We start from the raw sequence: 26,427 nt of genomic DNA on the forward strand, positions 1-26,427 counted from the left end.
CCGCGCAAGCCACCCCCGAAGCGCAGCACACCGAACGTCCGCCGATCATCTGCGCCACACCAAGATGATCTGCGCCATCCCAACCAGCGGCAGCGCTCGCAAAAGCACGCGACGCCGGTTGATTGCGCTCAGCCCAGCCGCCGCACCTCGTTCACGCCGGGCAAGGCATCCAGTTTGCCGAGCAGCGCGGACAGCTGGTCGTAGTCGCTGACCTTGAGCCGCAGTCGCAGCTGCGCCCTGCCGGTGTCGCGCACGTTGTCGCTGTTGATTTCCAGCACGTGGGCATCTTCCTGCGCGATCAGGTTGGTGATGTCCTTGAGCAGCCAGCGGCGGTCCACCGCACGCACCTGCACATCCACTTCGTACCCGCTACCGGCCTTGCCCCACTCCACCGGCAACACGCGTTGCGGGTGGGCGGCCGCCAGCCGTGCCAATGCCGCGCAGTCGGTGCGGTGCACGGTGATGCCGCGGCCGCGAGTGAGGTAACCGGCAATCGGTTCGCCGGCCACCGGCTGGCAACACCGCGCCAGTTGCACCAGCAAATTGCCCACGCCCTGCACGGTGAATTTGGATTTCCCCAGGCCCTCGCGGCGCGCAGTGGGGCGTGGCGGCGCCGGCACCGCAGGTTGCGAGGCCGTGCGCTCGGCTTCCAGCAGCGCACGGCTCACCTGGTTTGGTCCGGTATCACCCAGCGCCACCTGGATATACAGATCGTCGACGTTTTCGGCGTGGAATTTGCGCGTCGCCACACTCAGATCGGCATGCTGCAGGCCCAGACGCTTGAGCTCGCGATCGAGCAACTCCTTGCCCGCCTGCACATTGCGCGCGCGGTCGAGCTTGTGAAACCAGGCGCGCACCTTGTCGCGCGAACGCCCGCTGGCCAGAAAGCCGTTGGATGCCAGCAGCCAGTCGCGACGCGGGTCGGCTTCCTTGGCGGTCATGATCTCCACGCGGTCGCCGCTGCGCAGCCGGTAGGTCAGCGGCACGATGCGGTCGTTGACGCGCGCGCCACGGCAGCGGTGGCCGACCATGGTGTGCACGTGGTACGCAAAATCCAGCGGGGTGGCGCCCTGCGGCAGATCGATGACCTCGCCCTTGGGCGTCAGCGCATACACGCGGTCTTCGATCAGCTCGGCATCCAGCGCACCGGCCAACTCGCCGTGGTCGCCTTCCTGCACCTGTTCCAGCAATTGGCGCATCCACAGGATCTTACGGTCGAAGGCTTTTTCGGCGCCCTTGCCGCCTTCCTTGTACTTCCAGTGCGCGGCCACGCCGAGTTCGGCCTGGGCATGCATCTCGTGGGTGCGGATCTGGATCTCGATCGTGCGCCCTTCCGGGCCGACCACCGCAGTATGCAGCGAACGGTAGTCGTTGGCCTTGGGCCGGGCGATGTAATCGTCGAACTCGCTGGGCACCGGTGCCCACAGCGAATGCACCGCGCCCAACGCCGCATAGCAGGCCGCCACGTCGTCGACCATGACGCGCACCGCGCGCACGTCGTAGAGCTGGTCGAACGACAGCCGCTTTTTCTGCATCTTCCGCCAGATGCTGTAGATGTGCTTCGGCCGCCCGCTCACCTCTGCGCGCAGGCCCTGCCCTGCCAATGCGCTCGACAAGGTGCGCTTGACCGCCTCGATATAACGCTCGCGCGCCACCCGGGTTTCGTCCACTTCGCGCGCGATGCGGCGATAGGTATCCGGTTCCAGGTGCCGGAACGCCAGGTCTTCCAGCTCCCATTTCACCTGCCAGATGCCCAGACGGTTGGCCAGCGGCGCATGGATGTCGCGGGTGAGCTGCGCCAGCGCGCGGCGCTGCTCCTCGCTGAGGCGGTCGGCCACGCGCATGCGCGCCAGCTGCCGCGCCAGCAGGATCGGCACCACGCGCAGGTCGTGGATGATCGACAACAGCAGCCGCCGCAAGCCCTCGCTGTTGCGCCCGGCCTCGCGCCCGGCATGCAGCGCCCAGACCTGATCGGCCGCATCCAGGCCATCCAGCAGCCCTTCTACCGCCACCCGCCGCTCCGCCGGTTGCCACGGCAAGCCGGCCACCGCGCCGCGCAAGGCCGGCAGGTCGAACAGCAAGGCCGCAATCAACGTCGCCTCATCGGCTGCCAGCGATGCCAGCACGTCTAACGTGTCGGCCAGCAGCGCCCACGGCACGCTGTCGGCCTGCGCAGGCGGCGCCTCCTGCCAGGCCTGCGCCAATGCATCGCGTAATGCCGGTGCGATCGACGCAACGGCCGGGCGCTGCAGCAAGACGTACAGGCGTTCAACTGAGGAACTGGTCACAACGGAGGACACGGCGGCCGACGATCATTGGGGTCTGACAGCTACGGTAACGTGCGCGTCACCCTCTCCACAACGCGCAATCTCGGCGTAAACGCCTGCCGGTTGCATGCCTGTGCTTATGGTCGGTTCACCAGCCAAGGTCTTGATTCGCAACCGCTCTGCGATGGATCCGCGTCAGCGCGAAGTAAGAATTGCGATGCAACGACGACTTTTTACAAGTCCTTTACAATTGGAGTAAACCGGCTCCCTATGCTCGGGCCACGTCATCGTTGCATTGCGCGGCGGCGGCGTTTTTCCACCCACTAGGAGATAGCCGATGAAGACCTGGAAGAAGCCTGTCGTTCGTGAAGTCAACTGTGGCGCCGAAATCAACTGCTACGTCTCTGGCGAGTTTTGATCCGGCACGTCTCAATCGCACCAGCCGCCCTCCCTTTTGATGCATGACCGGCAACTGCCGGCAGAGTAGGTAACAGTTTGCATGCGCATCATTGTTCTGGGATCGGCGGCCGGCGGTGGGCACCCGCAGTGGAACTGCCATACGCCCGCAAGTCAGCGGGCCTGGCAACAAGCAGACGGTGCCCAACGTCGTACCCAGGCCAGCATCGCGGTCAGCGCCGATGGCGAGCGTTGGGTTCTGATCAACGCGTCCCCCGATTTCCGTCAGCAGATTCTCGCCACACCGGCGTTATGGCCGCAGCACGGCCTGCGCCATTCGCCGATTGAAGCGGTGCTGCTGACCAGCGGCGAGATCGACCATATCGCCGGATTGTTGTCGATGCGCGAAAGCCAGGCCTTCTCGCTGCATGCCAGCAGTCGCGTGCTAGACCTGCTGGCGCAAAACCCCATCTTCGACGCGGTGAATCCAAACTACGTGACGCGCCAGCCATTTGCGCTGGACACGCCGGTGTCGCTGCTCGGCCTGCAACTGACGCCCTTCTCGGTACCGGGCAAGGTGCCGCTGTTCATGGAATCGCGTAGTGGAGGCAATCTGGCCGGCTCCAACGAAGAAACCCTCGGGCTCACCATCGACGATGGCCAACACCGCGTGCATTACATCCCCGGCTGCGCGGCGATGACCGACGCACTGCGCGCGCGCCTGCAAGGAGCCGAGCTGGTGTTCTTCGATGGCACGCTGTGGAGCGACGACGAGATGGTGACGCTCGGCGTCAGCCAGAAAACCGGCCAACGCATGGGCCACATGAGCATCGACGGACCCGACGGCACCATCGCTGCGTTCGCCCCGTTGAATGTAGCGCGCAAGATTTTCATCCATCTCAACACCACCAATCCCGTGCTCGACATCCACTCGCCGCAAGCGGCCACGCCGAGTTCGGCCTGGGCATGCATCTCGTGGGTGCGGATCTGGATCTCGATCGTGCGCCCTTCCGGGCCGACCACCGCAGTATGCAGCGAACGGTAGTCGTTGGCCTTGGGCCGGGCGATGTAATCGTCGAACTCGCTGGGCACCGGTGCCCACAGCGAATGCACCGCGCCCAACGCCGCATAGCAGGCCGCCACGTCGTCGACCATGACGCGCACCGCGCGCACGTCGTAGAGCTGGTCGAACGACAGCCGCTTTTTCTGCATCTTCCGCCAGATGCTGTAGATGTGCTTCGGCCGCCCGCTCACCTCTGCGCGCAGGCCCTGCCCTGCCAATGCGCTCGACAAGGTGCGCTTGACCGCCTCGATATAACGCTCGCGCGCCACCCGGGTTTCGTCCACTTCGCGCGCGATGCGGCGATAGGTATCCGGTTCCAGGTGCCGGAACGCCAGGTCTTCCAGCTCCCATTTCACCTGCCAGATGCCCAGACGGTTGGCCAGCGGCGCATGGATGTCGCGGGTGAGCTGCGCCAGCGCGCGGCGCTGCTCCTCGCTGAGGCGGTCGGCCACGCGCATGCGCGCCAGCTGCCGCGCCAGCAGGATCGGCACCACGCGCAGGTCGTGGATGATCGACAACAGCAGCCGCCGCAAGCCCTCGCTGTTGCGCCCGGCCTCGCGCCCGGCATGCAGCGCCCAGACCTGATCGGCCGCATCCAGGCCATCCAGCAGCCCTTCTACCGCCACCCGCCGCTCCGCCGGTTGCCACGGCAAGCCGGCCACCGCGCCGCGCAAGGCCGGCAGGTCGAACAGCAAGGCCGCAATCAACGTCGCCTCATCGGCTGCCAGCGATGCCAGCACGTCTAACGTGTCGGCCAGCAGCGCCCACGGCACGCTGTCGGCCTGCGCAGGCGGCGCCTCCTGCCAGGCCTGCGCCAATGCATCGCGTAATGCCGGTGCGATCGACGCAACGGCCGGGCGCTGCAGCAAGACGTACAGGCGTTCAACTGAGGAACTGGTCACAACGGAGGACACGGCGGCCGACGATCATTGGGGTCTGACAGCTACGGTAACGTGCGCGTCACCCTCTCCACAACGCGCAATCTCGGCGTAAACGCCTGCCGGTTGCATGCCTGTGCTTATGGTCGGTTCACCAGCCAAGGTCTTGATTCGCAACCGCTCTGCGATGGATCCGCGTCAGCGCGAAGTAAGAATTGCGATGCAACGACGACTTTTTACAAGTCCTTTACAATTGGAGTAAACCGGCTCCCTATGCTCGGGCCACGTCATCGTTGCATTGCGCGGCGGCGGCGTTTTTCCACCCACTAGGAGATAGCCGATGAAGACCTGGAAGAAGCCTGTCGTTCGTGAAGTCAACTGTGGCGCCGAAATCAACTGCTACGTCTCTGGCGAGTTTTGATCCGGCACGTCTCAATCGCACCAGCCGCCCTCCCTTTTGATGCATGACCGGCAACTGCCGGCAGAGTAGGTAACAGTTTGCATGCGCATCATTGTTCTGGGATCGGCGGCCGGCGGTGGGCACCCGCAGTGGAACTGCCATACGCCCGCAAGTCAGCGGGCCTGGCAACAAGCAGACGGTGCCCAACGTCGTACCCAGGCCAGCATCGCGGTCAGCGCCGATGGCGAGCGTTGGGTTCTGATCAACGCGTCCCCCGATTTCCGTCAGCAGATTCTCGCCACACCGGCGTTATGGCCGCAGCACGGCCTGCGCCATTCGCCGATTGAAGCGGTGCTGCTGACCAGCGGCGAGATCGACCATATCGCCGGATTGTTGTCGATGCGCGAAAGCCAGGCCTTCTCGCTGCATGCCAGCAGTCGCGTGCTAGACCTGCTGGCGCAAAACCCCATCTTCGACGCGGTGAATCCAAACTACGTGACGCGCCAGCCATTTGCGCTGGACACGCCGGTGTCGCTGCTCGGCCTGCAACTGACGCCCTTCTCGGTACCGGGCAAGGTGCCGCTGTTCATGGAATCGCGTAGTGGAGGCAATCTGGCCGGCTCCAACGAAGAAACCCTCGGGCTCACCATCGACGATGGCCAACACCGCGTGCATTACATCCCCGGCTGCGCGGCGATGACCGACGCACTGCGCGCGCGCCTGCAAGGAGCCGAGCTGGTGTTCTTCGATGGCACGCTGTGGAGCGACGACGAGATGGTGACGCTCGGCGTCAGCCAGAAAACCGGCCAACGCATGGGCCACATGAGCATCGACGGACCCGACGGCACCATCGCTGCGTTCGCCCCGTTGAATGTAGCGCGCAAGATTTTCATCCATCTCAACACCACCAATCCCGTGCTCGACATCCACTCGCCGCAATACGCCAGTGCGCGTACCAGCGGCTGGGACGTTGCACACGACGGCCTGGAGATCACGCTGTGACCGCCCTGCTCACCACCGACCAACTGGAAGCGGATCTGCGCGCGATCGGCGCACGTCTGTATCACGATCAGCACCCGTTTCATGCGCTACTGCACGACGGCAAGCTCGATCGCGGCCAGGTGCGGGCCTGGGCGCTGAATCGCTTCGAGTACCAGCGCTGCATTCCGCTGAAAGATGCGGCGATTCTGGCGCGCATGGAAGACCCGGCGCTGCGGCGGATCTGGCGCCAGCGCATCCTCGACCACGATGGCAATAGCGCCACCGATGGCGGCATCGCACGTTGGCTGCATCTGACCGACGCGCTGGGCCTGGATCGCGACCTGGTCGAATCCGGGCGCGCCTTGCTGCCCGGTACGCGGTTTGCGGTGCAGGCCTATCTGCACTTCGTCCGCGAAAAAAGCCTGCTCGAGGCGATTGCCTCCTCGCTCACCGAACTGTTCGCGCCCAACATCATCGGCCAGCGCGTGGCCGGCATGCTCAAGCACTATGACTTTGTCTCGTCCGAGGCGTTGGCGTACTTCGAGCATCGCCTGACCGAGGCGCCGCGCGATTCGGATTTCGCGCTCGATTACGTCAAGCAGCATGCCGATACGGTCGAAAAACAGCAGCTGGTCAAGGCCGCACTGCATTTCAAATGTTCGGTGTTGTGGGCGCAGCTGGATGCCTTGCACGTGGCCTATGTCACGCCGGGCATCGTGTGGCCGGACGCGTTCGTGCCCGACCGCGACGCCCGCCGGGCCGCTGCGTGAGCGACATTACCCGCGAGAGTCAGCCAGCACTGCGCGCAGGCGTGCGTCTGCAGCACGACCGCACACGCGACCAGTGGGTACTGCTTGCGCCCGAACGCGTGGTCGAACTCGACGAGATCGCTCAGGTGGTGGCGCAGCGCTTCGATGGCGCGCGTTCGCTGGCGCAGATTGCGCAGGAATTGGCTGCAGAGTTCGATGCCGACGCCGCCGAGATCGAAGTGGATGTGATCGAACTGACCACCACCCTGCACCAGAAACGTCTGTTGCGGCTATGAACACTGCACCGCCGCCGCTGTCGGTGTTGCTGGAGCTGACCCATCGCTGCCCGCTGGCATGCCCGTATTGCTCCAACCCGATTGCACTGGCAGCGCTGCGCGAAGAAATGGACACCGCCGGCTGGCGCTCGCTGCTGCAGCAGGCCGCCGACATGGGGGTGCTGCAGGCGCATTTTTCCGGCGGCGAACCGATGTTGCGCAAGGATCTGCCCGAGCTGGTGGCGCATGCGCGTGAGCTCGGGCTGTACAGCAACCTGATCACCTCCGGTGTGGCCGGCGGCGAACCGATGCTGGACCAACTGCAAGCCGCCGGACTGGAGCATGTGCAGCTGAGCGTGCAGGACGTCGACCCGGCCGGCGCCGACCGCATCGCCGGGTATCGCAATAGCCTGTCGAAGAAGCGCGATTTTGCCGCCGCCGTACGCGCACGCGGCCTGCCATTAACGATCAACGCGGTGCTGCACCGGCACAACGCCGAGCGCGTGCCCGGCATGATTGCGCTGGCGCTGGAATGGCAGGCAGAGCGCATCGAAGTGGCGCACACCCAGTACTACGGCTGGGGCCTGCGCAATCGTGCGGCGCTGATGCCCAGCCGCGAGCAGCTGATGGCCACCATTACCGCGGTGGAAACCGCGCGGCGCGAGCTCGGCGACCGTCTGGCGATCGACTTCGTCACCCCTGACTATTACGCGCGCCTGCCAAAGCCCTGCATGGGTGGCTGGGGCCAGCGCTTCGTCAATATTTCTCCGCGCGGCGACGTACTGCCCTGCCACGCGGCCGAAACCATCGACGGCATGCGCTTCGACAACCTGCGCGAGCGCTCGCTGGCCGATATCTGGAACAACGGCGAGGCGTTCGTGCGGTTTCGCGGCACCGCCTGGATGCCCGAGGTCTGCCAGGAGTGTCCCAAACGCGAGATCGACTGGGGCGGTTGCCGCTGCCAGGCGCTGGCGCTCAGCGGCGATGCGGCCACGCTGGACCCGGTCTGCGAACGCTCGCCCGACCATGCGCAGGTGCGCGCGATTGCCGACACCGAGGCGGCTGCGTCGGCGCCGGAATTCATCTATCGCCGCCCCGCCCGCTCCGCGCAGGCGCCATCGGCCACTGCCGACCGCGTGGACTGACCGGCGTCGGCTGGCACGGCACAGCACAGCGTCTACACTAGCTACCTCTTTCCTGTCGGATGGCTTCCATGTCGCTCGTGCGCCGCATTCCCCTGCTGGTCTGCCTGTCTCTTGCATTGACCGCCACCCCGGCCCTGGCGCAGCGCGCAGTCCACGGCGATCTGCAGTCGCAGATGAGCGCCGAACAGTTCAAGGCCGCCGGCCTGGACAAGCTCGATGCCAGCGAACTGGCCGCGCTCAACGACTGGCTGCAGGGCAAGGTCGCCAAGGAAGCCGCCGTCGTGGTCGAACAGGCCAAGGAAGCCGGCCGCCAGGAAATCATCGTCAAGAACCGTGGTTTCTTCGACTTCGGTAGCAAGGAGCCGATCGAGAGCAACATCGTCGGCGAGTTCAAGGGCTTCTCCAAGGGCCGCGTCTATACGCTGGCCAATGGTCAGGAATGGGAACAGACCGATGTGGCCAGCCTCTCCGGCGTGCGCAAGGACGCTCCCAAGGTCAAGATCAAGCCCGGCCTGGTCGGCGTGTGGTATCTGCAGATCGAGGGGTACAACACCCCGGCCAAGGTGCGGCGGATCAAGTAACAGCACCCAACAAAACGACTGCGCTCGCCGTCAGGCGGGCGTAGCCGATGCTCAGTGCTCAGTGCGGCATGGGCCAGTCGTACGCTTCGGTGCTGAGTACGCCGTCAATGCATCCCTGACGACCGCTCGCTGCGTTTTTTAGCCCTTCCAAGTGTTAGCCCGTACAAGCAGCGCGGATGGCGGAAAGCTGCTGCAGAAGCAGAGAAGCGCAGCCCCCTCGTCGGCGCGCGCGGATGTGCGATGAAGACTGGCCGGCACTGTCCAATCGCATGCAAGCGCGCTTCTGCGGGAAGCTAGCACCTCAATGCAGCGACCTCTGTTCGCCGACAACCCCGACTTCGTTTTCGCCGGCATCTGGTGTGGGCACTGCAAAGGATGGATGCGTCCTACGTGCCACACTAGCCATCGACAATGGGCTTGATCTGCGCGTCTGGCGCGGGCCGGGCAATTGATCGCGCTGCCACCCAGCGCCGCTGACGGAGAACGCCGATGCGCCTGACGACACGCTGCGGGATTGCACTGCTGGGCTTGATCGCAGGGCCTGCACTGGCATCCACCGCTGCCGAACGCTGCGCCACCGCGCCCGAGGTCGGGTTTGATCAGGCCCTGGTCTGCTATCGCGATGCGGTGGAACAACAGCCGCTGGTCTACACGCGAGGTGCCACCAGCCGCATCGTCGGTGTCGAGCGGCGCGAGTATCTGTTGACCTCGCAGACGTGGTCGCCTGAAGGGCTCGTCACCCCGGCCACCTGGCAGCATGACGTTGCGATGTATGTACCCGCCAATGCGCTGCCAACGCGCGCCTTATTGATCTCCACCAATGGCACGCGTCATCCGATCGCAGGCAGTGCGGCGCAGCCGGCCAGCGAGTTGCCGCCGGAAGCGCTGGCGGCGCTGGCGCAACGCAGCCGCGCCGTGGTCATCGCGCTGAGCGATATCCCCAATCAGGCGCTGCAGTATCAGGGCGATGCCGCCCCGCGCCGCGAGGACGACAGCGTCGCCTACAGCTGGTCGCTGTTTCTGCAAGCGCCGCAGCAGCGCAAGACCATGCCACTGCATGTACCGATGGCCGCGGCGATCGCGCGCACCATGACTCTGGCCGAGCGCGAGCTGGCACCGCTGCAGATCCATCGCTTCATTCTTGCCGGTGCATCCAAGCGCGGTTGGGCCAGCTGGCACGCCACCATCGCCGACCCACGCGTGGACGCTGTGGTGCCGTTCGTGATCGACATCCTCAATATGCCGGCCGTGCTGGACCACATGTATCGGGCGTACGGCGGCAACTGGCCGATTGCATTCAACGCCTATGCGAAGCAGGGAATCACCGCGCAGTTGCAGACCCCGGCGTTTGCGCAACTGGTGCAACTGCAGGACCCGCTGAGTTATCTGCGCACGCCCTACCGCAAGCGCGTGAGGGTTCCCAAGTACATCGTCAACGCCAGCGGCGATGATTTTTTCCTGCCGGACAATACGCAGTTTTTCTATGACGCGTTGCCTGGCAGCAAGGCCTTGCGCATGGTGCCCAACAGCGCGCACAACGGCATCCGCGCATCGATCGTCGACAGCTTGGTGCCGTTTATCACGCGGCTGCAGCAGCAGCGCTCGCTCCCCAATGTGAGCGACACATTGCGCGCAGGCGACGCACCGCACATTCGCTTCCGCTCGTCGGAGCGACCGACGCAAGTGCGGCTATGGGCGGCCACCAATCCGCAGGCGCGCGACTTCCGCTATGCCTGCGGCATCCGCTACCACGCCACCCCGATTGCGCTTGCACGCGGCAACAGCGTCTCGGTGCCGGTGCAGACTCCAGATACTGGTTGGAGCGCCTATTTCGTCGAAGCCACCTATGCCGATGGATTCGTCGCTACCAGCCAGACCTATGTGCTTGGCAAGCAGCAATATCCCTCTACAGCACCGCCCACCGACAATGCCGCGTGCAGCACGTTGCCCGGCATTGCGAGTCGCGCTGCTGCGGGTTGAACGGTGATTGCTGTTGCAATGAGGGCGGACAACGCACGGTGATTGCTGTTGCAATGAGCGCGGACAACGCATCGCGCGGCGCGCCGTTCGGCATCTTCCATAGCCAACCTTGACCCGCAAACGGCAGTGATGCTGCGTGACGCTGGGCATGCCAATGGCTTCGGCTTTACGAGGCAGTAGTTCGCGATGTCGTGTAGCGCTCCCAAATAAAGACAGGTGGTCGGTGGACTAGTACCTCACGGCCACCGCATGCATCCGCGCCAGCTGAGCACGCCTGCACACCTTCACCGCGCCAACTGCAAACTCGCAACTGCACCGTCTTGTCCACTTTGCGCAATGAAGTCCGCATAGAACCGGTCCAGAGAGCGGCTTTTGCACTTGAGCCTGCCAACAAGATCGATCCAACCCGACTGGACCATTGACATCGTTGTCACCAACTCCTAAACAGGCCGCTACACGCTGATGGCATCGGCCGATCAGACGGACCAAAGGACTGCATGTGGCTGCGACTTCGCGTTCTGCTCACGTTTCTGCCATGCCCGCTGTTCCTGTCGCCGCCGGGTTTATCGCGGCCGATGTCGGCGGCACGCATGTGCGTCTTGGCCACGTGGTGCAGACAGATAACGCCATCGCGGTTGCCCATTACCGCACCTATCGCTGCGGCGACTACGCCAGCCTGGACGCCATCCTGGCCGACTTCCTGCCGCAGGTGAGCGGTGTCGAGACGGTCGTGATCGCCAGCGCGGGCGTTGCGCTGGACGACGGCAGCTTCATCAGCAACAACCTGCCATGGAGCATCTCGCCCAACCGCCTGCGCGCCGCGTTGGAACTGCGCAACGTGCATCTGGTCAACGACTTCGAAGCGGTCGCCTATGCGGCGCCGCAGATGGAACCGCGCGCGGTGCTGCAACTGAGCGGGCCTACGCCGCGGCATGCACGCAGCGCCGGGCCGATGCTGGTGGTCGGCCCCGGTACCGGATTGGGCGCGGCGGTGTGGATCGATGCCAAGCCGCGCCCCATCGTGCTGGCGACCGAAGCAGGCCAGGTCGCATTGGCCAGCACGCACGCGCACGAACAGCAGTTGCTGCGCATCCTGCTGCGCGACCAACACTATCTGCCGCTCGAGTACGTGCTGTCCGGCCCTGGACTGTTGCGGCTGTATGCCGCGGTGTGTGCGCTGCACGGTTCGCCGCAACGTCATCAGCAGCCTGCGGCAATCACGCATGCGGCATTGCATGAAGACGACGCACTGGCACGCGAAACCCTGCACGTGTTCTGCGCCCTGCTCGGCCACGCAGTCGGCGACATGGCGCTGGCCTACGGCGCTGCCGGCGGCATCTATCTGGCCGGCGGCATCCTGCCGACGATCGGACACTTTCTGGCATCGAGCACCTTCGGCTCGCGTTTTCTGGACAAGGGCAACATGCGCGCGGTGCTCGAACGCATCCCGGTCAAGCTGGTCGAGCACGGGCAGCTGGGCGTGCTCGGTGCAGCCAACTGGTATCTGCAACACCACGCTGACGTGTCGTAAGCGTTCCACCGCGCGTTTTCCCGAACGTGCGGTTACTAAAAGTGGCTAACAAAACGTAGCGAGCAGTCGTCAGGTGGGTGTGGACGGCGCGCTCAGAACCGGAGTGTACGAGGGGTACATGCCGATTCCGAGCACCGGCCGCGCCCGCCTGGCGGTGAGCACAGTCGTTTTGTTAGCTACTTTCAGTCCCCGCATCCGGCGAGCCACGGCCCGCCATCCATCCCTGTGCGTGATGAGGAGAGACATCATGAAATACAGCACCACCCTGCTGTGCAGTGCGATTGCGTTGTCGTTGGCGGTCACCGCGCAAGCCCAGGACAGCACTGGCCGGCAAGCCACCGAGCTGGACGCCGTCCAGGTGGTCGGCATCCGTGCCAGCCTGGAAAAATCGCTGGATACCAAACGTAACAACACCGGCATTTCCGAAGCGATCACTGCCGAGGACATCGGCAAGTTTCCCAGCACCAATGTGGCCGAAGCGCTGTCGCAGATTCCCGGCGTCACCCTGGACCGACGCTTCGGCCAGGGCGAGCGCGTCAGCATCGACGGCACCGACCCGAGCTTGAACCTGTCGTTCCTGGATGGCCACCCGGTGGCGCAGGCGATCTGGTTGTACGGCGAGCAGCCCAGCCGCGGATTCGATTACACCTTGCTGGCGCCGCAGATCCTGGGCCGCGTGGAGATCCTCAAGTCCTCCGAAGCGCGGCTGACCGAAGGCAGCCTCGGCGGCACGGTGCTGATGCACACGCGCCAACCGCTGGATCTGAAGGCCAACGAGATCGCCGGCTCCATCGGCTACAGCTACAGCGACCAGGCCAGCAAGGGCAATCCCAATGCGGCCCTGCTCTATAGCTGGAAAAATCCCGCAGAAACCTTCGGCATTGCCGTGTCCGCGCAGCACTACGAAGAACGCGTGGACCGCCGTGGCATGGAAGTATTCGGCTATGCGCCTGCCAGCACCTTCGCCAACGCCGCAGGCACGGTACCGGCCGATGCAGACGTACCCAACTCGATCAACGCTGCGTGGTTTCAGCAGGACCGCGAGCGCGACAGCGCAGTGGTCAACCTGCAACTCAAGCCCAGCGACGCGTTGGAATTCAATCTAAGCGGCGTGTACATCAACGAGAAGTTCGACAACTACAACCAGTCGATGTACAGCTTTTTGACCTGGAATGCCGGCACGGTGGCCGCGGTGGACCAGCTCGGCGATGTGCGCAACGGCGTAGTGACAAGCGGCCATTCCAGCGCCAACGCCGATCCGCTTGGCGGCACGGTGATCTACGACAACAACGTGCGCGAATCGGAAGTCACCACCAAAGGCCTGGATCTGCGCGGCGCGTTCCGCAGCGATGGCTGGGGTGTGAAGGGCCAAGTGGGCCAGAGCAAATCCGAAAACAAGGATCTGTCGCAATACTTCATCGAGCCGTTCTACAACGGCGGCTTCCGTTGGGACACGCGCCGCGGCATCCAGTTCGATGACCCTGCGCGCGCACGCGACCCGGTCAATTGGGGCTCGGCCGGCGGCTGGTTCGGCAACAACGGCATCTTCTCCACCGAGAGCAAGGACACCTACGGCCAACTGGATCTGGATGTGCAGTTCGATGGCGTGTTCAACCAGTTACTGCTGGGCGTGCGTCATGGCAAACATGAGGAACGTTTCGAGCTCAACGTCTACGGCGGAGTAACTCCTGGCACATTGGCCGATGTCGGCACGATCGGCCTGACCGACCTGCAGGATTTCTATCCCGACCACGGCCAGCACGTGCAGGCCGGGCGCAATAATGTGCTTAACTGGATCCGCAACAGCCCGGTCGATTACAACGCGCCGGATCCGGCCAGTTATCTCAACAACAGCTGGGCGCTGGAGCAGACCAATAACGCCGCCTACGCGCAGTTTAATTTCTCCGCCGGCGGTCTGCGCGGCAATCTGGGCGTGCGCTACGTGGACTCCAAGACCGAGGGCAGCGGCTTTGTCTACAGCGGCACGCCGTCGCTGGCCAACGCCGACAGCCTGTGGCAGACGCGCACCCGCAAAGAGGACCTTCTGCTGCCGTCGCTGACCGTGTCCTACGACACCAGCGAGGACTGGGTGTTCCGCTTTGCGGCGGCCAAGGTGATCGCCTGGGCACCCTACAACCAGATGGTCAACAACACCTTCCTCAACGACACCACGCTGACCGGCAGCGGCGGCAACGTCGAGTTGTCGCCGTACGAATCTTGGAATTTCAATCTCTCGGCCGAGTATTACTTCGCGCAGCAATCGGTGGTGGCATGGTCGGTGTTCTACAAAAAGATAGACAACTACATCGACACCAGCGCCAGCGTTGAGCGTCAGTACAACGCGCTGCGCGACACCGCACCGCAGAGCTGGGCGCAGTTGCTCGGAAGCAACGGCTGTACCGCCGACGGCTACTGCGACTACAGCGTGCAGCGGCCGCGCAACGCCGGCGACGGCAAGGTCAAGGGCTTCAACCTCTCGTTCCAGCAACCCTTCGGCGACAGCGGCTTTGGCCTGACCGCCAACTACACCTACGCCAACGGCGAAAACAACAACGGCGATGCGCTGCCGTACCAGTCACGCAACAGCGTGGCCTTCAGCCCTTACTTTGAGAAAGGCCCGCTCAACGCGCGACTGACCTACAACTGGCGCGACAGCTATCTCGCCGGCGGCTATGTGGCCGGTGCGGCGCCGGCCAGCGTGGACGACTACGCCGAACTCGGCGCCAGCATCGGCTATGCATTCAGCCCGAACTGGTCGCTGCAGATCGATGGGCAGAACCTGCTGGATGAAGAGTATCTGCAGTATCTGGGCGACAAGGATCATCTGGCTGGCCGCTACAAAAGCGGGCGGCGCTATATGGCGAGCCTGCACGTGAAGTTCTGAGGCTGCGACGTTCTGACGCTGGCGTCTTCGTGGGTGCGGTCACTGCCATGTGGCCGCACGCGCGGGGCGCGTTGGGAACCTGCGTCGGCCAGTAGTGCTTGGCGATGCGTCGGCGTACGCCACGCATCGCCCATCCATGCAACATGATCTAGGCACGGCAGGCGACCGACATGCCATTGCGGCGGCCAAGCGCATGGCCCATCACTCGTCGGCAGGTAAGCGCGAACGGCTCACGCTACAGCGGGCTGCAAGCAGCCGCAGGCAATCCGCCGACAACTCAGCCGCGCAACGCCGCCACCCGCTGCGACAATTTCTTTGCCGACACGCCGGACCTGGCACCGAGCTCCTGCGCGAACACCGAAACCCGCAACTCTTCCAGATCCCAGCGCAGCGCCTGCCAGTCGGCACGCTGCTGCAAGCCACGCGCAGCCGCATCGCCCAACGCATCCACAAACGGCTTGAGCTCAAGCATGCGCGACTGATCGCGCGCCGGGTCGCGCTTGGCACGCTCGGTCCGCAGGATCATCGCCTTGAGATAGCGCGGATAATTGGCCAGCGCCTCGGCAGGTGTCTCGCGCAGAAAGCCCGCATGCACCAGCGCGCGCAACTGCTGCTCCATATCGTCCAGATTGCCGCGTGCCCAGCCCATCAGTGGCGCTTCCAGCAACGGTTTGAGCTCGGCCACGGCGCCCAGGATGCTCTCGGCCAATTTGAGCCGCTCCATCGCTTCGCCGAACAGGCGCTTGGTCGCATCGTCGCGACGTTGCGCAAACGCACCCGGGTCGCGGATCGCGCCCAGCCCATCGGCCAGCACCGCATTGAGCGCGGCATCGACCAGATCGCCACGCAGGCGCTCCTGCGATTCGATCGCCGCATACAGCAGACCGGTTTTGGGAGAGACCGGCAACTGTTTGCGCGCGTGTTTGATCTTGTCGGCCAGCGCGATTTCCAGCAGGCGACGCACGCCGCGCGGATGCGCCTGCGCGGCGTCGTTGCGGTCGGCAAAGATGCGCAAGGCAGCATCCTCGCCCTGATCTACCAGGGCCGGGTACGCCGGCACACCGGCCTCGCCGGCGACCTGTTCGGGAATCGGCGTGGCGGGGAAATCGCGCAGTCCTTCTGCAGCCAGTGCGCGCCCGGCACGCGCAGCAAACGCCTGCCCGGCGCGTTCGCCAAAGTGCGCACGCAGCCCGTCCAGATCGCGCGATTCGGCCAGCACCTTGCCGTCGTCGTCGCGCAGACGCAGGTTCATCAGCAGATGCGTGTCCAGCGATTCTTCATCGAAATCCAGCGCGGCGACCTGCACCCCGGTGGCCTTGGACAGAAAGCGCGCCAGCTCGCCACGGATATCGTCGGCCGACGGCAGGCTGTAGGCCTCGTAGAACGCACGCCCGAAATCCGGCGCCGGCACAAAATTGCGCCGCTGCACCTTGGGCAGGCTGCGGATCAGCGCCGATGCCTTGTCGGCGACAAAGCCGGGCGCCAGCCATGACAGGCGCGCAGGGTCCAGCGCATTGAGCAGGTGCAGCGGCACGTCCAGGGTGACGCCGTCATCGATCGCACCCGGCTCGAAGCGGTACTGCAACGGCAGCCGCGCATCGCCAAGCGGGAAATACTTCGGGAAACGATCGGCTTCGCTGCCTTCGCCGGGCAGCAGATCGTTCAAGGTCCAGCGCAGGCTGCGGCGTTTGTCCGGCGGCAAGGTTTTCCACCACGCATCCAGCCCGCTGGCCGAATGCAGCTCGGCCGGAATGCGGTCCAGATACCAGCGCGCCTGCCAGCCTTCGTCGGCCACGATACCGGCACGGCGCAGCTTGGCCTCTTCCTCGCGCGCCTGTTCCAGCACCTTGAGGTTGTCGGCCACAAACGCCGCACGCGTATTGATTTCGCCGGTCACCAGGGCTTGCCGCACGAACAGATCGTGCGCGGCGGCCGGGTCGATCTTGCCGAAATGCACCGGCTTCTTCGGCGCCAGCACCAGCCCGAACAGGCTGATCTGCTCCGAGGCCACCACCTGCCCTTGGGCGCGCGACCAATGCGGGTCGAAATGCTTGCGTGCCAGCAGGTGCGGCAACTCGGCGATGGCCCAATCCGGCTCGATCGCGGCGTTGGTCATGCCCCACACTTTTTGCGTGTCCAGCAAGGTCGCCGCAAGCATCCACGGCGGTGGCTTGCGCGCCAATGCCGAACCCGGGAACGGCACGAACCGGCGTTGCCGCGCCGCCAGGAAGTCGCCCTTTTCGGTGCGATGGCCGATCTGCGTGGGCAGGCCCGCCAACAGTGCGCGATGCAGCGATTGGTACGCGGCAGCGCGTTCGCGCTCGCTCGCACGCGCCGAGCCTTCCGCGGTCTCGGCCTGTTTGTTCGACGCCGCCGCAGCGGATTGCGTCGGTGGCGCAGTCGGATCGGGTTTGCCTTCGCGCGCAAGACGCGCGGCGCGATGCAGCTGCCCGCGCGTCGGCCGGTTGGCGTTATGGCCATCCTCGCGCGCAGGCGCACTGGCGCCCGCCAGCAGCGGCGCCAGCATCACGTTGGCCGGCTCTTCGCTCCAGCCGAGTTCTTCGCACAACAGGCGCAACTGCCGATGCAGCTCGCGCCATTCGCGCATGCGCAAAAAGCCCAGAAAATGCCGGTTGCACCAGTCGCGCAACTTGGACTGGGTGAGGTCTTCGTGCACCTGCCGGTACGCATCCCATAGGCGCAGGATGCCGACGAATTCCGAGCGCGCATCGGCAAACACTGCATGCGCATTGTCGGCCGCCTCGCGCGCTTCCGGCGGGCGTTCGCGCGGGTCCTGGATGCCCAGGAACGCGGCGATGACGATCATCTCGCGCAGGCAGCCGCGCTGCTGCGCGGCCACCAGCATGCGCGCCAGCTTGACGTCCACCGGCAGGCGCGCCATCTGCCGACCGATGGCGGTCAGACGGCGCTCGGCGTCGATCGCGCCCAGCTCCAGCAGCTGCTGCCACCCATCGGCCACCGCGCGCTCGTCGGGCGCTTCCAGAAACGGGAAGTCTTCGATCCGCCCCAGCCCCAGTTGCAGCATGCGCAGGATCACGCCCGACAACGACGCGCGCCGGATTTCCGGGTCGGTAAACGCCGGCCGCGCGGCGAAGTCCGCTTCGGCATACAGCCGGTAGCAAATCCCTTCGGCGATCCGCCCGCAACGGCCCATGCGCTGATTGGCGCTGGCCTGCGAGATCGGCTCGATATGCAGGCGGTCCAGCTTCTGCCGCGGGCTGTAGCGCTTGACGCGCGCAAAGCCCGGGTCCACCACATAGCGGATGCGCGGCACCGTCAACGAGGTTTCGGCCACGTTGGTGGCCAGCACCAGACGCCGGCGCGGGCCAGGGTTGAACACGCGGTCCTGGTCGGCCGCCGACAGCCGCGCATACAGCGGCACCACTTCGGTCTCGCGGTATTTGCGCCGTTCCAGCGAATGATGCGCATCGCGGATCTCGCGCTCGCCCGGCAGGAACATCAGCACATCGCCGCGCGGGTCGATGCGGGTAATCTCGTCGATTGCCGCCACGATCGCATCGTTGACGCTGCGCTCGCCGTCGCGGCCGGCATCCTGCGCATCGTCGCCGCCGCTTTCGCCTTCGAGCGGGCGGTAGCGCACTTCGACCGGGAAAGTTCGCCCTTCCACATTGATCACCGGCGCATTGTCGAAATGCTGCGCAAAGCGCTCGGTATCGATGGTGGCCGAGGTCACGATCAACTTGAGATCGGGGCGTTTTTTCAGCAGCTGCTTGAGGTAGCCGAGCAGGAAGTCGATGTTGAGGCTGCGCTCGTGCGCCTCGTCCACGATGATGGTGTCGTAGGCCGACAACCAGCGGTCGCTGGCGATCTCCGCCAACAGGATGCCGTCGGTCATGAACTTGATGCGCGACTGCTCGCTCACCCGGTCGGTGAAGCGCACCTGGAAGCCCACCACGGTGCCCAACGGCGTCTTCAGCTCGTCGGCCACCCGCGCGGCCACCGCACGCGCGGCAATCCGGCGCGGCTGGGTGCAACCGATCATGCCCGCGGCGCCGCGCCCGGCGGCCAGACACAACTTGGGCAGCTGGGTGGTCTTGCCGGAGCCGGTTTCGCCAGCGATGACCACCACCTGATGATCGCGGATCAACCCGATGATGCGCTCGGCTTCGCGTGCGATCGGCAGGTGCGTGTCCAGCGTGATCGCCGGCTGCTGCTCGGCACGCGCCTGGCGCTGCGCCAGCGACGCTGCCAACGCCTGCTCGAACGCCTCGCGCAGCTGCGGGTTGCCGGGTTTGCCCTGCCAGCGCGACCATAGGCCAAGCAAACGGCCCCGGTCTCGGCTCATTGCGCCATCCACGGCGTTGCGGCGCTCACGCAGCAGCGTGGCAAGGTCGGTGTCGATAGCGCTCATTGATCGAGAAATGTGAAAGATTGAATGACGTTTGATCCTTTAGCCTGTCTATTGTGACGCCATATCTGTTCCATCAGACATCCACTTCCTCAGAAGGGCCATCCCATGTCCAAGAAAAAGAACGCCAACAAGCCCGTCGTCATCAACGATGCCCTGCCGGTCGCTGCCGCGTCGGCGCCGCATATCGATATCGGGATCAAGGACGGCGATCGCAAGAAGATCTCCGACGGTCTGGCCCGCTACATGGCTGACGCCTTCACGTTGTATCTGAAGACCCATAACTTCCATTGGAACGTCACCGGGTCGATGTTCAACTCGCTGCACACCATGTTCGAAACCCAATACACCGAGCAGTGGGCCGCGCTGGACGAAGTGGCCGAGCGCATCCGCGCCCTGGGCTACAACGCACCGGGCTCGTACCGCGAGTTCGTCGCCCTGACCTCGATCCCGGAAGAGCCGGGCCTGAGCGACAGCGCCGACTGGCGGGAGATGGTGCGTCAGCTGGTCAGCGGCAACGAGGCGGTGTGCCGCACCGCCCGCAAGGTACTGGGCACGGCCGACGACGCCGGCGACGACCCGACCGTGGACCTGCTGACCCAGCGCCTGCAGACCCACGAAAAGTACGCCTGGATGCTGCGCTCGCTGCTGCAGTAACCCGTTGGGCTTCGCCCCTGCGGGTTTGTCCAAGGTTTCGCTGCGTCGAAGCCTTGGGCGCCTGCTCACTGCCTGCCACACCCTGCGCCTTCGGCGCGCCCCCTGACTCAGGGGGCTGCGGCCATCTCCGCTTCGCGGACAGGTCCCCCAACGTTTGCTCTGCAAACGTCGGGCCCCACTACGCATCCCCACACCCCCCGCCTTCGGCGCGCCCCCTGACTCAGGGGGCTGTGTGTGCTGTCGGTTGTTGAGCCCCTCTCCTGCGGGAGAGGGGTTGGGTGAGGGTACGGTGCGAAGCCTCATCCAGCTCAACCTCACAAGACCTCACACACAGCTGATCCAACGCCCTCACATCACGGCGTTCCCCGACCAGTCGGCACGCAATGGTGCAGGCATGACACCGACCAGGGCTTGACCCGCACGGTATCCTAGGTGGATGTCTTCGCCCGCCCACGAACTGCTCAGCCGCGTCTTCGGTTACGACGACTTCCGCGGCCCGCAACAAGCCATTGTCGAACACGTCGCTGCCGGCAACGACGCCCTGGTACTGATGCCCACCGGCGGCGGCAAGTCGCTGTGCTACCAGGTGCCAGCGCTGTTGCGCGATGGCATCGGCATCGTGGTGTCGCCATTGATCGCGCTGATGCAGGACCAGGTCGAAGCCCTGCGCCAGCTCGGCGTGCGCGCCGAATTCCTCAATTCCACGCTGGATGCAGAAAACGCGCAACGGGTCGAACGCGCCCTGCTGTCAGGCGATCTGGATCTGCTCTACGTCGCACCGGAGCGCCTGTTGACCCAGCGCTTCCTGTCGTTGCTGGAGCGCAGCCGCATCGCGCTGTTCGCCATCGACGAAGCGCATTGCGTGTCCCAATGGGGCCACGACTTCCGCCCGGAATACCGTCAGCTCACCGTGCTGCACGAGCGCTGGCCGCACATCCCGCGCATGGCCTTGACCGCCACCGCCGACCCGCCCACCCAGCGCGAGATCGCCGAGCGTCTGGATCTGGTGGACGCACGCCACTTCGTCAGCTCGTTCGACCGCCCCAACATCCGTTACACCGTGGTGCAGAAGGACAACGCGCGCAAGCAGCTGCAGGAGTTCCTCACCCGTTATCGCGGCTGCGCCGGCATCGTCTATGCGATGTCGCGGCGCAAGGTCGAAGAAACCGCCCAGCAGCTGTGTGCGCAAGGCTTCAATGCCCTGCCCTATCACGCCGGCCTGCCGGCCGAGGTGCGCGCAGAAAACCAGCGTCGCTTCCTGCGCGAGGACGGCATCATCATGGCCGCCACCATCGCCTTCGGCATGGGTATCGACAAGCCGGACGTGCGCTTCGTCGCGCATGTGGACCTGCCCAAATCGCTGGAAGGCTACTACCAGGAAACCGGCCGCGCCGGCCGCGATGGCGACCCGGCCGAAGCCTGGCTCTGCTACGGCCTGGGCGATGTGGTGCTGCTCAAGCAGATGATCGAACAGGGCGAAGCAGCCGAAGAGCGCAAGCGCCTGGAACGCGCCAAGCTCGATCACCTGCTCGGTTACTGCGAATCCATGCAGTGCCGCCGCCAGGTACTGCTGGCCGGCTTCGGCGAGACCTATCCCAAACCCTGCGGTAATTGCGACAACTGCCTGACCCCGGCGGCCGCCTGGGATGCCACGGTGGCCTCGCAAAAGGCCTTGAGTTGCGTCTACCGCAGCGGCCAGCGCTTCGGTGTGGGTCATCTGATCGACATCCTGCGCGGCAGCGAGAACGAGCGCATCAAACAGCTCGGCCACGATCAACTGAGCACCTACGGCATCGGCCGCGACCTGGACGAGCGCACCTGGCGCGGCGTGTTCCGCCAGCTGGTGGCCGCCAGCCTGCTGGAAGTCGACAGCGAGGGCCACGGCGGCCTGCGCCTGACCGACGCCAGCCGCCAGGTCCTCAAGGGCGAGCGTCAGGTAATGATGCGACGCGAGAATCCGGCCGCCGGACGGGAGCGCGGCGCGCAGCGCACCGGCTTGCCGGTGCAGCCGCAGGACCTGGTGTTGTTCAACGCCTTGCGCGGGCTGCGCGCGGAGCTGGCCAAGGAACAGAACGTGCCGGCGTTCGTGATCTTCCATGACAGCACATTGCGCAATATCGCCGAGCAGCGGCCGACCAGCATCGATGCGTTGTCGCGCGTGGGCGGCATTGGTGGCGGCAAACTGGCCCGCTATGGCGCGCAGCTGATCGACATCGTGCGCGAGCAGGGCTGATGCAACAGCGTGTGCCAGCGCCATGCCTGCTTCGACACAACAATTGGCGGGAATCGACAGCGCGCATTCAATCAGCCATTGCTAGTTTCACAAGGCGAGCTGGCACGCGCTGCCAGTCCCTCTTAGAGTTGAACCGATGAAACGCAGCCTGCTTCTCCTGGCCACTCTATTTGCCGCCGGTGGCGCGCTCGCCCAGACCGGCGATGTCAGCGCCGAGCCAGCCAGCGCGCGTTCGCTGGACCTGAGCGTCCCGCAGGCGCCACTGCAGTACCGCTCCGACCCGGAATACAGCACCGACCCGCCGGGAACGTTTTACGGCGACAAGAGCGGCCCCCGTCCGGCCCTCACACGCCCCAGCGCTGCCTCGATCGCCGCCGAACGTGCCGAGCAATGCCAGGGCAAGCTGCATGGTGCGGTCGAGACCGGCATGGGCTATTCCAACCGTGGCGGAAACAGCAACTGGCAGGCAGTCAATTTGAACTCCTGCAAGACCTATTACGACGACGACGGCAAGGCGCATCAGATCGGCGTCAGCATCAGCGTCGGCCGCGGCGAAGGCCCGGTCTTTGGCCCCCGCTACGCACCCGGCGGCTATGGTCCGGGCCCGTTCGGCTGGTAACCATACGGCTGCGTCTGCGTTGACGGGGGGTTCACTGCCGCATCGCCGAGAATGTGGCTTGCCTTACGAGACGTGCTCATGTCACAGAACAAGGAACGGCCAGTTGTATTCGTCGTCGAAGACGGAGACGGCACCCGACAACTCAGCTGCCTTGTCCTGGAAAGTTACGGCTTTACCTGCCGCAGCGCCGGATCGGTCGAAGAAGCGCTCGCCCTGATCGACAGCGACCCGCGCGTGGATGTGCTGTTTTCCGATATCCATTTCCCCGGCGGCCTGACCGGCGTGGACCTTGCGCTGAAAACCGCGCATGCGCCATACAACCTGCCCGTGCTGCTGACCTCCGGCCTGGCGGTGGAATACGTGGAAGAGATCCTGCCCGATGGCGTGGCCTTCCTGGAAAAGCCCTACACCCCCGAACAACTGCTCACTGCCATCCGCAGCGTGATGGCCAAACGCCGCGTGCTCGCCACCCCGGGCGTCTGACGCGCACGGCCGCAACTGGACGGCGGCCCACAATCCCGGTATGAAATGCCAGCCGTCGCGCGATGCGGCGGCAACGGGGATTGATCACGACACAGCTGTCCCCAGGCCGCGGCGCAATGCCCGCCTGGTGCCGCTGTGCTTTACGCCAGGGGACAACATGAAACAGCTAGTGACCGCAGCCATTGCCATGGCTGCGTTGAGTGGGTGCGCAACGGTGATGAACGACGCGACCCAGCCGATTCGCGTCGATACCAAGACCGCCGACGGCCAAACCATCACCGGCGCAGATTGCGCCATCAGCAACGACAAGGGGCGCGTCACCCTGAAGTCCGGCCAGACCGCACAGGTGCGCCGGTCCGCGCACGATCTGCAGGTCAGCTGTGTGCTGCCCGGTCAGCGCGATGCGGCGGGCCGCTCCATCTCGCGAGCCAACATGGGCATCTGGGGCAACATCCTGATCGGCGGCGCCATCGGCGCCATCGTCGACCACAACAAGGGCACCGGGTACACCTACCCGAGCTGGATCCAGCTGGTGTTCGGGCAGACGCTGAGCTTCGACCGCCATCGTGAGGAACGCGGGCAGCCACTGCAGGGCGAGACCACGCAAGGCGGTGGCGTGGCGGCAAGCGGCCGCACGCACAACGAAGCGGTCACAACGCCGCTGGCGGCCGATGCTCCCACCGCCGCGCCTGGCAACGTTGCGACATCGTCCGCCGCCGCGATGGCGCCGACCAAGCCTGCAGGCCCGGCGATGTCGAGCGAATCGTCGATGGCACGCGCCCAAAGCATCAGCAGCGGTTTGAATTGCGGCCCGGTGCAGGCGACTGGCCTCACCCGCTTCACTGCCACCTGCCAGAGCGGCAGCACGGTGCAGATCGACTGTGCCGGCTTCCGCTGCACGTCCAGCTTTCAGTGATCTGCCTCGACTGCGCTCGAAGACGGGCGCAGTCCTGGGCGGCGCGACTGTCGGAATCGCCCCCACAGCCTGTCGGCGCGCCCCCGATTTACCTGGTGCCTGCGTCATTTAAACTGCAGCCACCGGACGCGAGGCCTGTTGGGTCGCTCAACTCGCGGGGCGCTGAGCACGCCCCTGCCGGAACACTGCCGATGCAGACCTACACGGCGCCGTGCCGTTTGCGCAAGGCGATGGATTCGTCAGACTACTGCAACGCGATGACTGCGCTCGGTTGGGTTTGATCCGATTGCCTGCACGTGTTTTTTCCGCGCGAAAGCAATTGCGCCTGCTGATCGAGAGGTGCACTTCGACCGGATGTAGCGAAGTTCGCCTGACGATGGGAGCCGTATCCCTGTGGCAATCTGTGCATGTGGCGACCATCGCTGATCTGCTTGCCGATCCAATCGATCTCTTCTGCCCGCCGATCTCATCGATCCACGCTGTGGCTCAGTACGTGTCCTGTTCGCATGCGTCGCGCTGTTTGATCGTCGCTGGTCGTAACACCGCAGCAGTTGCCACACATCGGACCCAAGCTCATGACGTCACCGCGCTGACTGCATGCATCGCATCCGTCGTATCCACACTCAACATCTGGCGTGTACTTCATCAATGCCCCCCGAGCTGCACGACAGCGCTGCTGGCCTTCAGGCGAAGCAAACGCACGTTGGCGCAACAACGCAGCGCATTTCACGCGATCAAGCAAGCCGCTCGCTAGGCTAACGTCAGCGCAGCGCTTGGCTGCAGATGACTTTCAGGAGATTTCCATGGGCGACAACGCGTTTCTGACACCGGCCTTCGCCATCTTGGTCATCGGGATCATCGCCGTGGTGTTCTGGCTGGTGACCCGCGCCAAGAAAAGGCGCAACAAGAAGTAAGCGGCCGGGCGATCGCCCGCAACAAAGCACGCGTTGCACGCGACTGCGTGCGATGCAGCCGCTCAGGCGTCGGTCGACTTGCGTCGACCTTGCTTGATACAAGAATCTTGAAACAGGATTCATGCTTTCGAGTTGCGACGGCGCAGAGCTTCGGAAAGAGCAACCAGCCGCTTGAAGCAACTCTCGCTTTTCCAAGCGCACGATTTGGCCGATATGGCAGCTACAGTCAAGCGCGCTGCTTGCAGAAGCTGCACGCACACGCATCAAGGTGCGGCTTAAAAGCGCTCGCCTGTCGGCAGATACCGCCACTGGCCGATGGCCAGCTTGCCCAGCGACACGCGACCCACGCGCAGCCGACGGATGCTCACCACGTCCAGCCCCACCTCGCCGCACATGTAGCGCAGTTGGCCTGGCTGCACATGCTTGATCGCAAAGCGCAGCCGCTCTTCGTTCTGCCAGCTCACCTTGCACGGCGGCAGGCTGCGTTGCTGATACACCAGACCGTGCGCCAGACGCGCCATGCCGTACGGGCGCAGTTCGCCACGCACTTCCACCAGAAATTCCTGCTCGATCGAGCTGGCATCGGCTGTCAGCCTGCGTAATACCCGGCCGTCCTGGCTCAACACCAGCAGGCCGCTGGCATCGTCTTCCAGTGGCAACGGCGCATTGAGACGCAGAAAATGCCGCTTGAGCACGCGCAACTCGGCGTTGTCCAGCTCGCTCCGGCTTGCCGGGTTGGCCAGTGCCACTGCGGCGTCGGCGGTCATTCCTGCCGGCTTGTGCAACAGCAAGGTCGCCGGCTCGGCGGGTTCAAGCACGGCATCCGGTGCGAGCATCACCTGCGCAGCGGTTGCCAGGGCCTGCGGCTCTTCGACAACCACCCCGTCCACGCTGACCCAGCCGCCCTCGATGTACTGCTGCGCCTCGCCACGCGAGCAGCCGAACTGCGCGGCAACGCATTTGTCGAGACGAATGGGATCGGACATCGGGCAAGCTCAGCATCAGGGCACGGCAGTGTACGTGCTGGCTTGCCGAATGCGCGAGGCGCACGCCTCTCCAGTCGCGCGCTCCACGGGCGGGCCACG

The 26,427-nt window shown here is 64.9% G+C and carries 19 protein-coding genes, 2 other RNA genes and 1 pseudogene; 17 read left to right on the plus strand and 5 right to left on the minus strand.

Annotated elements, in window-relative coordinates; translation table 11 throughout:
* Positions 1-128: 128 nt before the first annotated feature.
* Complete coding sequence (locus ACCQ06_RS16450) at positions 129-2,300, minus strand: RelA/SpoT family protein (protein WP_316687691.1); 2,172 nt, start codon at positions 2,298-2,300, stop codon at positions 129-131.
* Between the two features lie 304 nt (positions 2,301-2,604).
* On the opposite strand from ACCQ06_RS16450, the gene pqqA (ACCQ06_RS16455) reads away from it, so the two are divergent.
* Both pqqA (ACCQ06_RS16455) and pqqB (ACCQ06_RS16460) read left to right on the plus strand, forming a co-directional pair.
* Positions 2,605-2,685, plus strand: coding sequence for a pyrroloquinoline quinone precursor peptide PqqA (pqqA, locus tag ACCQ06_RS16455; protein ID WP_002812057.1), 81 nt, complete (start codon positions 2,605-2,607; stop codon positions 2,683-2,685).
* A gap of 81 nt (positions 2,686-2,766) precedes the next feature.
* Positions 2,767-3,708, plus strand: a complete 942-nt coding sequence (gene pqqB, locus ACCQ06_RS16460; RefSeq protein ID WP_372364397.1) for a pyrroloquinoline quinone biosynthesis protein PqqB — start codon at positions 2,767-2,769, stop codon at positions 3,706-3,708.
* Here pqqB (ACCQ06_RS16460) and ACCQ06_RS16465 read toward each other — a convergent pair.
* Positions 3,663-4,640, minus strand: a pseudogene (locus ACCQ06_RS16465) (RelA/SpoT-related domain-containing protein); the annotation flags it as partial. The gene pqqB (ACCQ06_RS16460) and the pseudogene ACCQ06_RS16465 overlap by 46 nt on opposite strands.
* A gap of 304 nt (positions 4,641-4,944) precedes the next feature.
* On the opposite strand from ACCQ06_RS16465, the gene pqqA (ACCQ06_RS16470) reads away from it, so the two are divergent.
* The 9 genes from pqqA (ACCQ06_RS16470) to ACCQ06_RS16510 all read left to right on the plus strand — a co-directional run bounded on the left by pqqA (ACCQ06_RS16470) (position 4,945) and on the right by ACCQ06_RS16510 (position 12,246).
* A complete protein-coding gene (gene pqqA, locus ACCQ06_RS16470; RefSeq protein WP_002812057.1) occupies positions 4,945-5,025 on the plus strand; it encodes a pyrroloquinoline quinone precursor peptide PqqA in 81 nt (26 codons plus the stop codon).
* A gap of 81 nt (positions 5,026-5,106) precedes the next feature.
* Complete coding sequence (gene pqqB, locus ACCQ06_RS16475) at positions 5,107-6,006, plus strand: pyrroloquinoline quinone biosynthesis protein PqqB (protein ID WP_104616113.1); 900 nt, start codon at positions 5,107-5,109, stop codon at positions 6,004-6,006.
* Entirely contained in the window at positions 6,003-6,755 is a 753-nt protein-coding gene (gene pqqC / locus ACCQ06_RS16480; RefSeq protein ID WP_316687695.1) for a pyrroloquinoline-quinone synthase PqqC, read from the plus strand. The genes pqqB (ACCQ06_RS16475) and pqqC overlap by 4 nt, the downstream gene beginning before the upstream one ends.
* Positions 6,641-7,030 (plus strand): pyrroloquinoline quinone biosynthesis peptide chaperone PqqD, encoded by a 390-nt coding sequence (pqqD, locus tag ACCQ06_RS16485; protein WP_503296794.1) that lies wholly within the window; start codon positions 6,641-6,643, stop codon positions 7,028-7,030. Before pqqC ends, pqqD begins: the two co-directional genes overlap by 115 nt.
* Entirely contained in the window at positions 7,027-8,154 is a 1,128-nt protein-coding gene (pqqE, locus tag ACCQ06_RS16490) for a pyrroloquinoline quinone biosynthesis protein PqqE (protein ID WP_211287700.1), read from the plus strand. The genes pqqD and pqqE overlap by 4 nt, the downstream gene beginning before the upstream one ends.
* Positions 8,155-8,222: 68 nt before the next feature.
* Positions 8,223-8,735, plus strand: coding sequence for a hypothetical protein (locus ACCQ06_RS16495; RefSeq protein ID WP_316687702.1), 513 nt, complete (start codon positions 8,223-8,225; stop codon positions 8,733-8,735).
* A gap of 68 nt (positions 8,736-8,803) precedes the next feature.
* A non-coding RNA gene (locus ACCQ06_RS16500) (sX9 sRNA) lies at positions 8,804-8,879 on the plus strand.
* Positions 8,880-9,224: 345 nt separating this feature from the next.
* Positions 9,225-10,715 (plus strand): PhoPQ-activated pathogenicity-related family protein, encoded by a 1,491-nt coding sequence (locus tag ACCQ06_RS16505; RefSeq protein ID WP_316687704.1) that lies wholly within the window; start codon positions 9,225-9,227, stop codon positions 10,713-10,715.
* A 499-nt stretch (positions 10,716-11,214) separates the two neighbouring features.
* Positions 11,215-12,246, plus strand: a complete 1,032-nt coding sequence (locus tag ACCQ06_RS16510; RefSeq protein WP_316687706.1) for a glucokinase family protein — start codon at positions 11,215-11,217, stop codon at positions 12,244-12,246.
* A gap of 43 nt (positions 12,247-12,289) precedes the next feature.
* Here the strand turns inward: ACCQ06_RS16510 and ACCQ06_RS16515 are convergent.
* Positions 12,290-12,366: non-coding RNA, sX9 sRNA (locus ACCQ06_RS16515), on the minus strand.
* A gap of 127 nt (positions 12,367-12,493) precedes the next feature.
* Here ACCQ06_RS16515 and ACCQ06_RS16520 point away from each other — a divergent pair.
* A complete protein-coding gene (locus tag ACCQ06_RS16520; protein ID WP_316687708.1) occupies positions 12,494-15,130 on the plus strand; it encodes a TonB-dependent receptor in 2,637 nt (878 codons plus the stop codon).
* 277 nt (positions 15,131-15,407) lie between these two features.
* Here ACCQ06_RS16520 and hrpA read toward each other — a convergent pair whose 3' ends face one another.
* On the minus strand, positions 15,408-19,523 hold the full coding sequence (hrpA, locus tag ACCQ06_RS16525; RefSeq protein ID WP_316687711.1) for an ATP-dependent RNA helicase HrpA: 4,116 nt from the start codon (positions 19,521-19,523) through the stop codon (positions 15,408-15,410).
* 105 nt (positions 19,524-19,628) lie between these two features.
* On the opposite strand from hrpA, the gene ACCQ06_RS16530 reads away from it, so the two are divergent.
* The 5 genes from ACCQ06_RS16530 (at position 19,629) to ACCQ06_RS16550 (ending at position 24,428) form a co-directional block, all read left to right on the plus strand.
* Positions 19,629-20,177: a Dps family protein gene (locus ACCQ06_RS16530; protein WP_104616107.1), complete on the plus strand. Its 549-nt coding sequence runs from the start codon at positions 19,629-19,631 to the stop codon at positions 20,175-20,177.
* A gap of 436 nt (positions 20,178-20,613) precedes the next feature.
* Positions 20,614-22,410, plus strand: a complete 1,797-nt coding sequence (gene recQ / locus ACCQ06_RS16535) for a DNA helicase RecQ (protein WP_104616106.1) — start codon at positions 20,614-20,616, stop codon at positions 22,408-22,410.
* Positions 22,411-22,546: 136 nt separating this feature from the next.
* Entirely contained in the window at positions 22,547-23,029 is a 483-nt protein-coding gene (locus ACCQ06_RS16540; RefSeq protein WP_104616105.1) for a hypothetical protein, read from the plus strand.
* Positions 23,030-23,107: 78 nt separating this feature from the next.
* A complete protein-coding gene (locus tag ACCQ06_RS16545) occupies positions 23,108-23,512 on the plus strand; it encodes a response regulator (protein ID WP_104616104.1) in 405 nt (134 codons plus the stop codon).
* Positions 23,513-23,669: 157 nt separating this feature from the next.
* Positions 23,670-24,428, plus strand: a complete 759-nt coding sequence (locus ACCQ06_RS16550) for a hypothetical protein (RefSeq protein ID WP_316687718.1) — start codon at positions 23,670-23,672, stop codon at positions 24,426-24,428.
* A gap of 1,189 nt (positions 24,429-25,617) precedes the next feature.
* On the opposite strand, the gene ACCQ06_RS16555 is transcribed toward ACCQ06_RS16550, so the two are convergent.
* On the minus strand, positions 25,618-26,328 hold the full coding sequence (locus ACCQ06_RS16555; RefSeq protein WP_316687721.1) for an rRNA pseudouridine synthase: 711 nt from the start codon (positions 26,326-26,328) through the stop codon (positions 25,618-25,620).
* Positions 26,329-26,427 lie beyond the last annotated feature (99 nt).

It is taken from the genome of Xanthomonas sp. NCPPB 4467 (genome assembly GCF_041475665.2).
Classification (GTDB): domain Bacteria; phylum Pseudomonadota; class Gammaproteobacteria; order Xanthomonadales; family Xanthomonadaceae; genus Xanthomonas; species Xanthomonas dyei.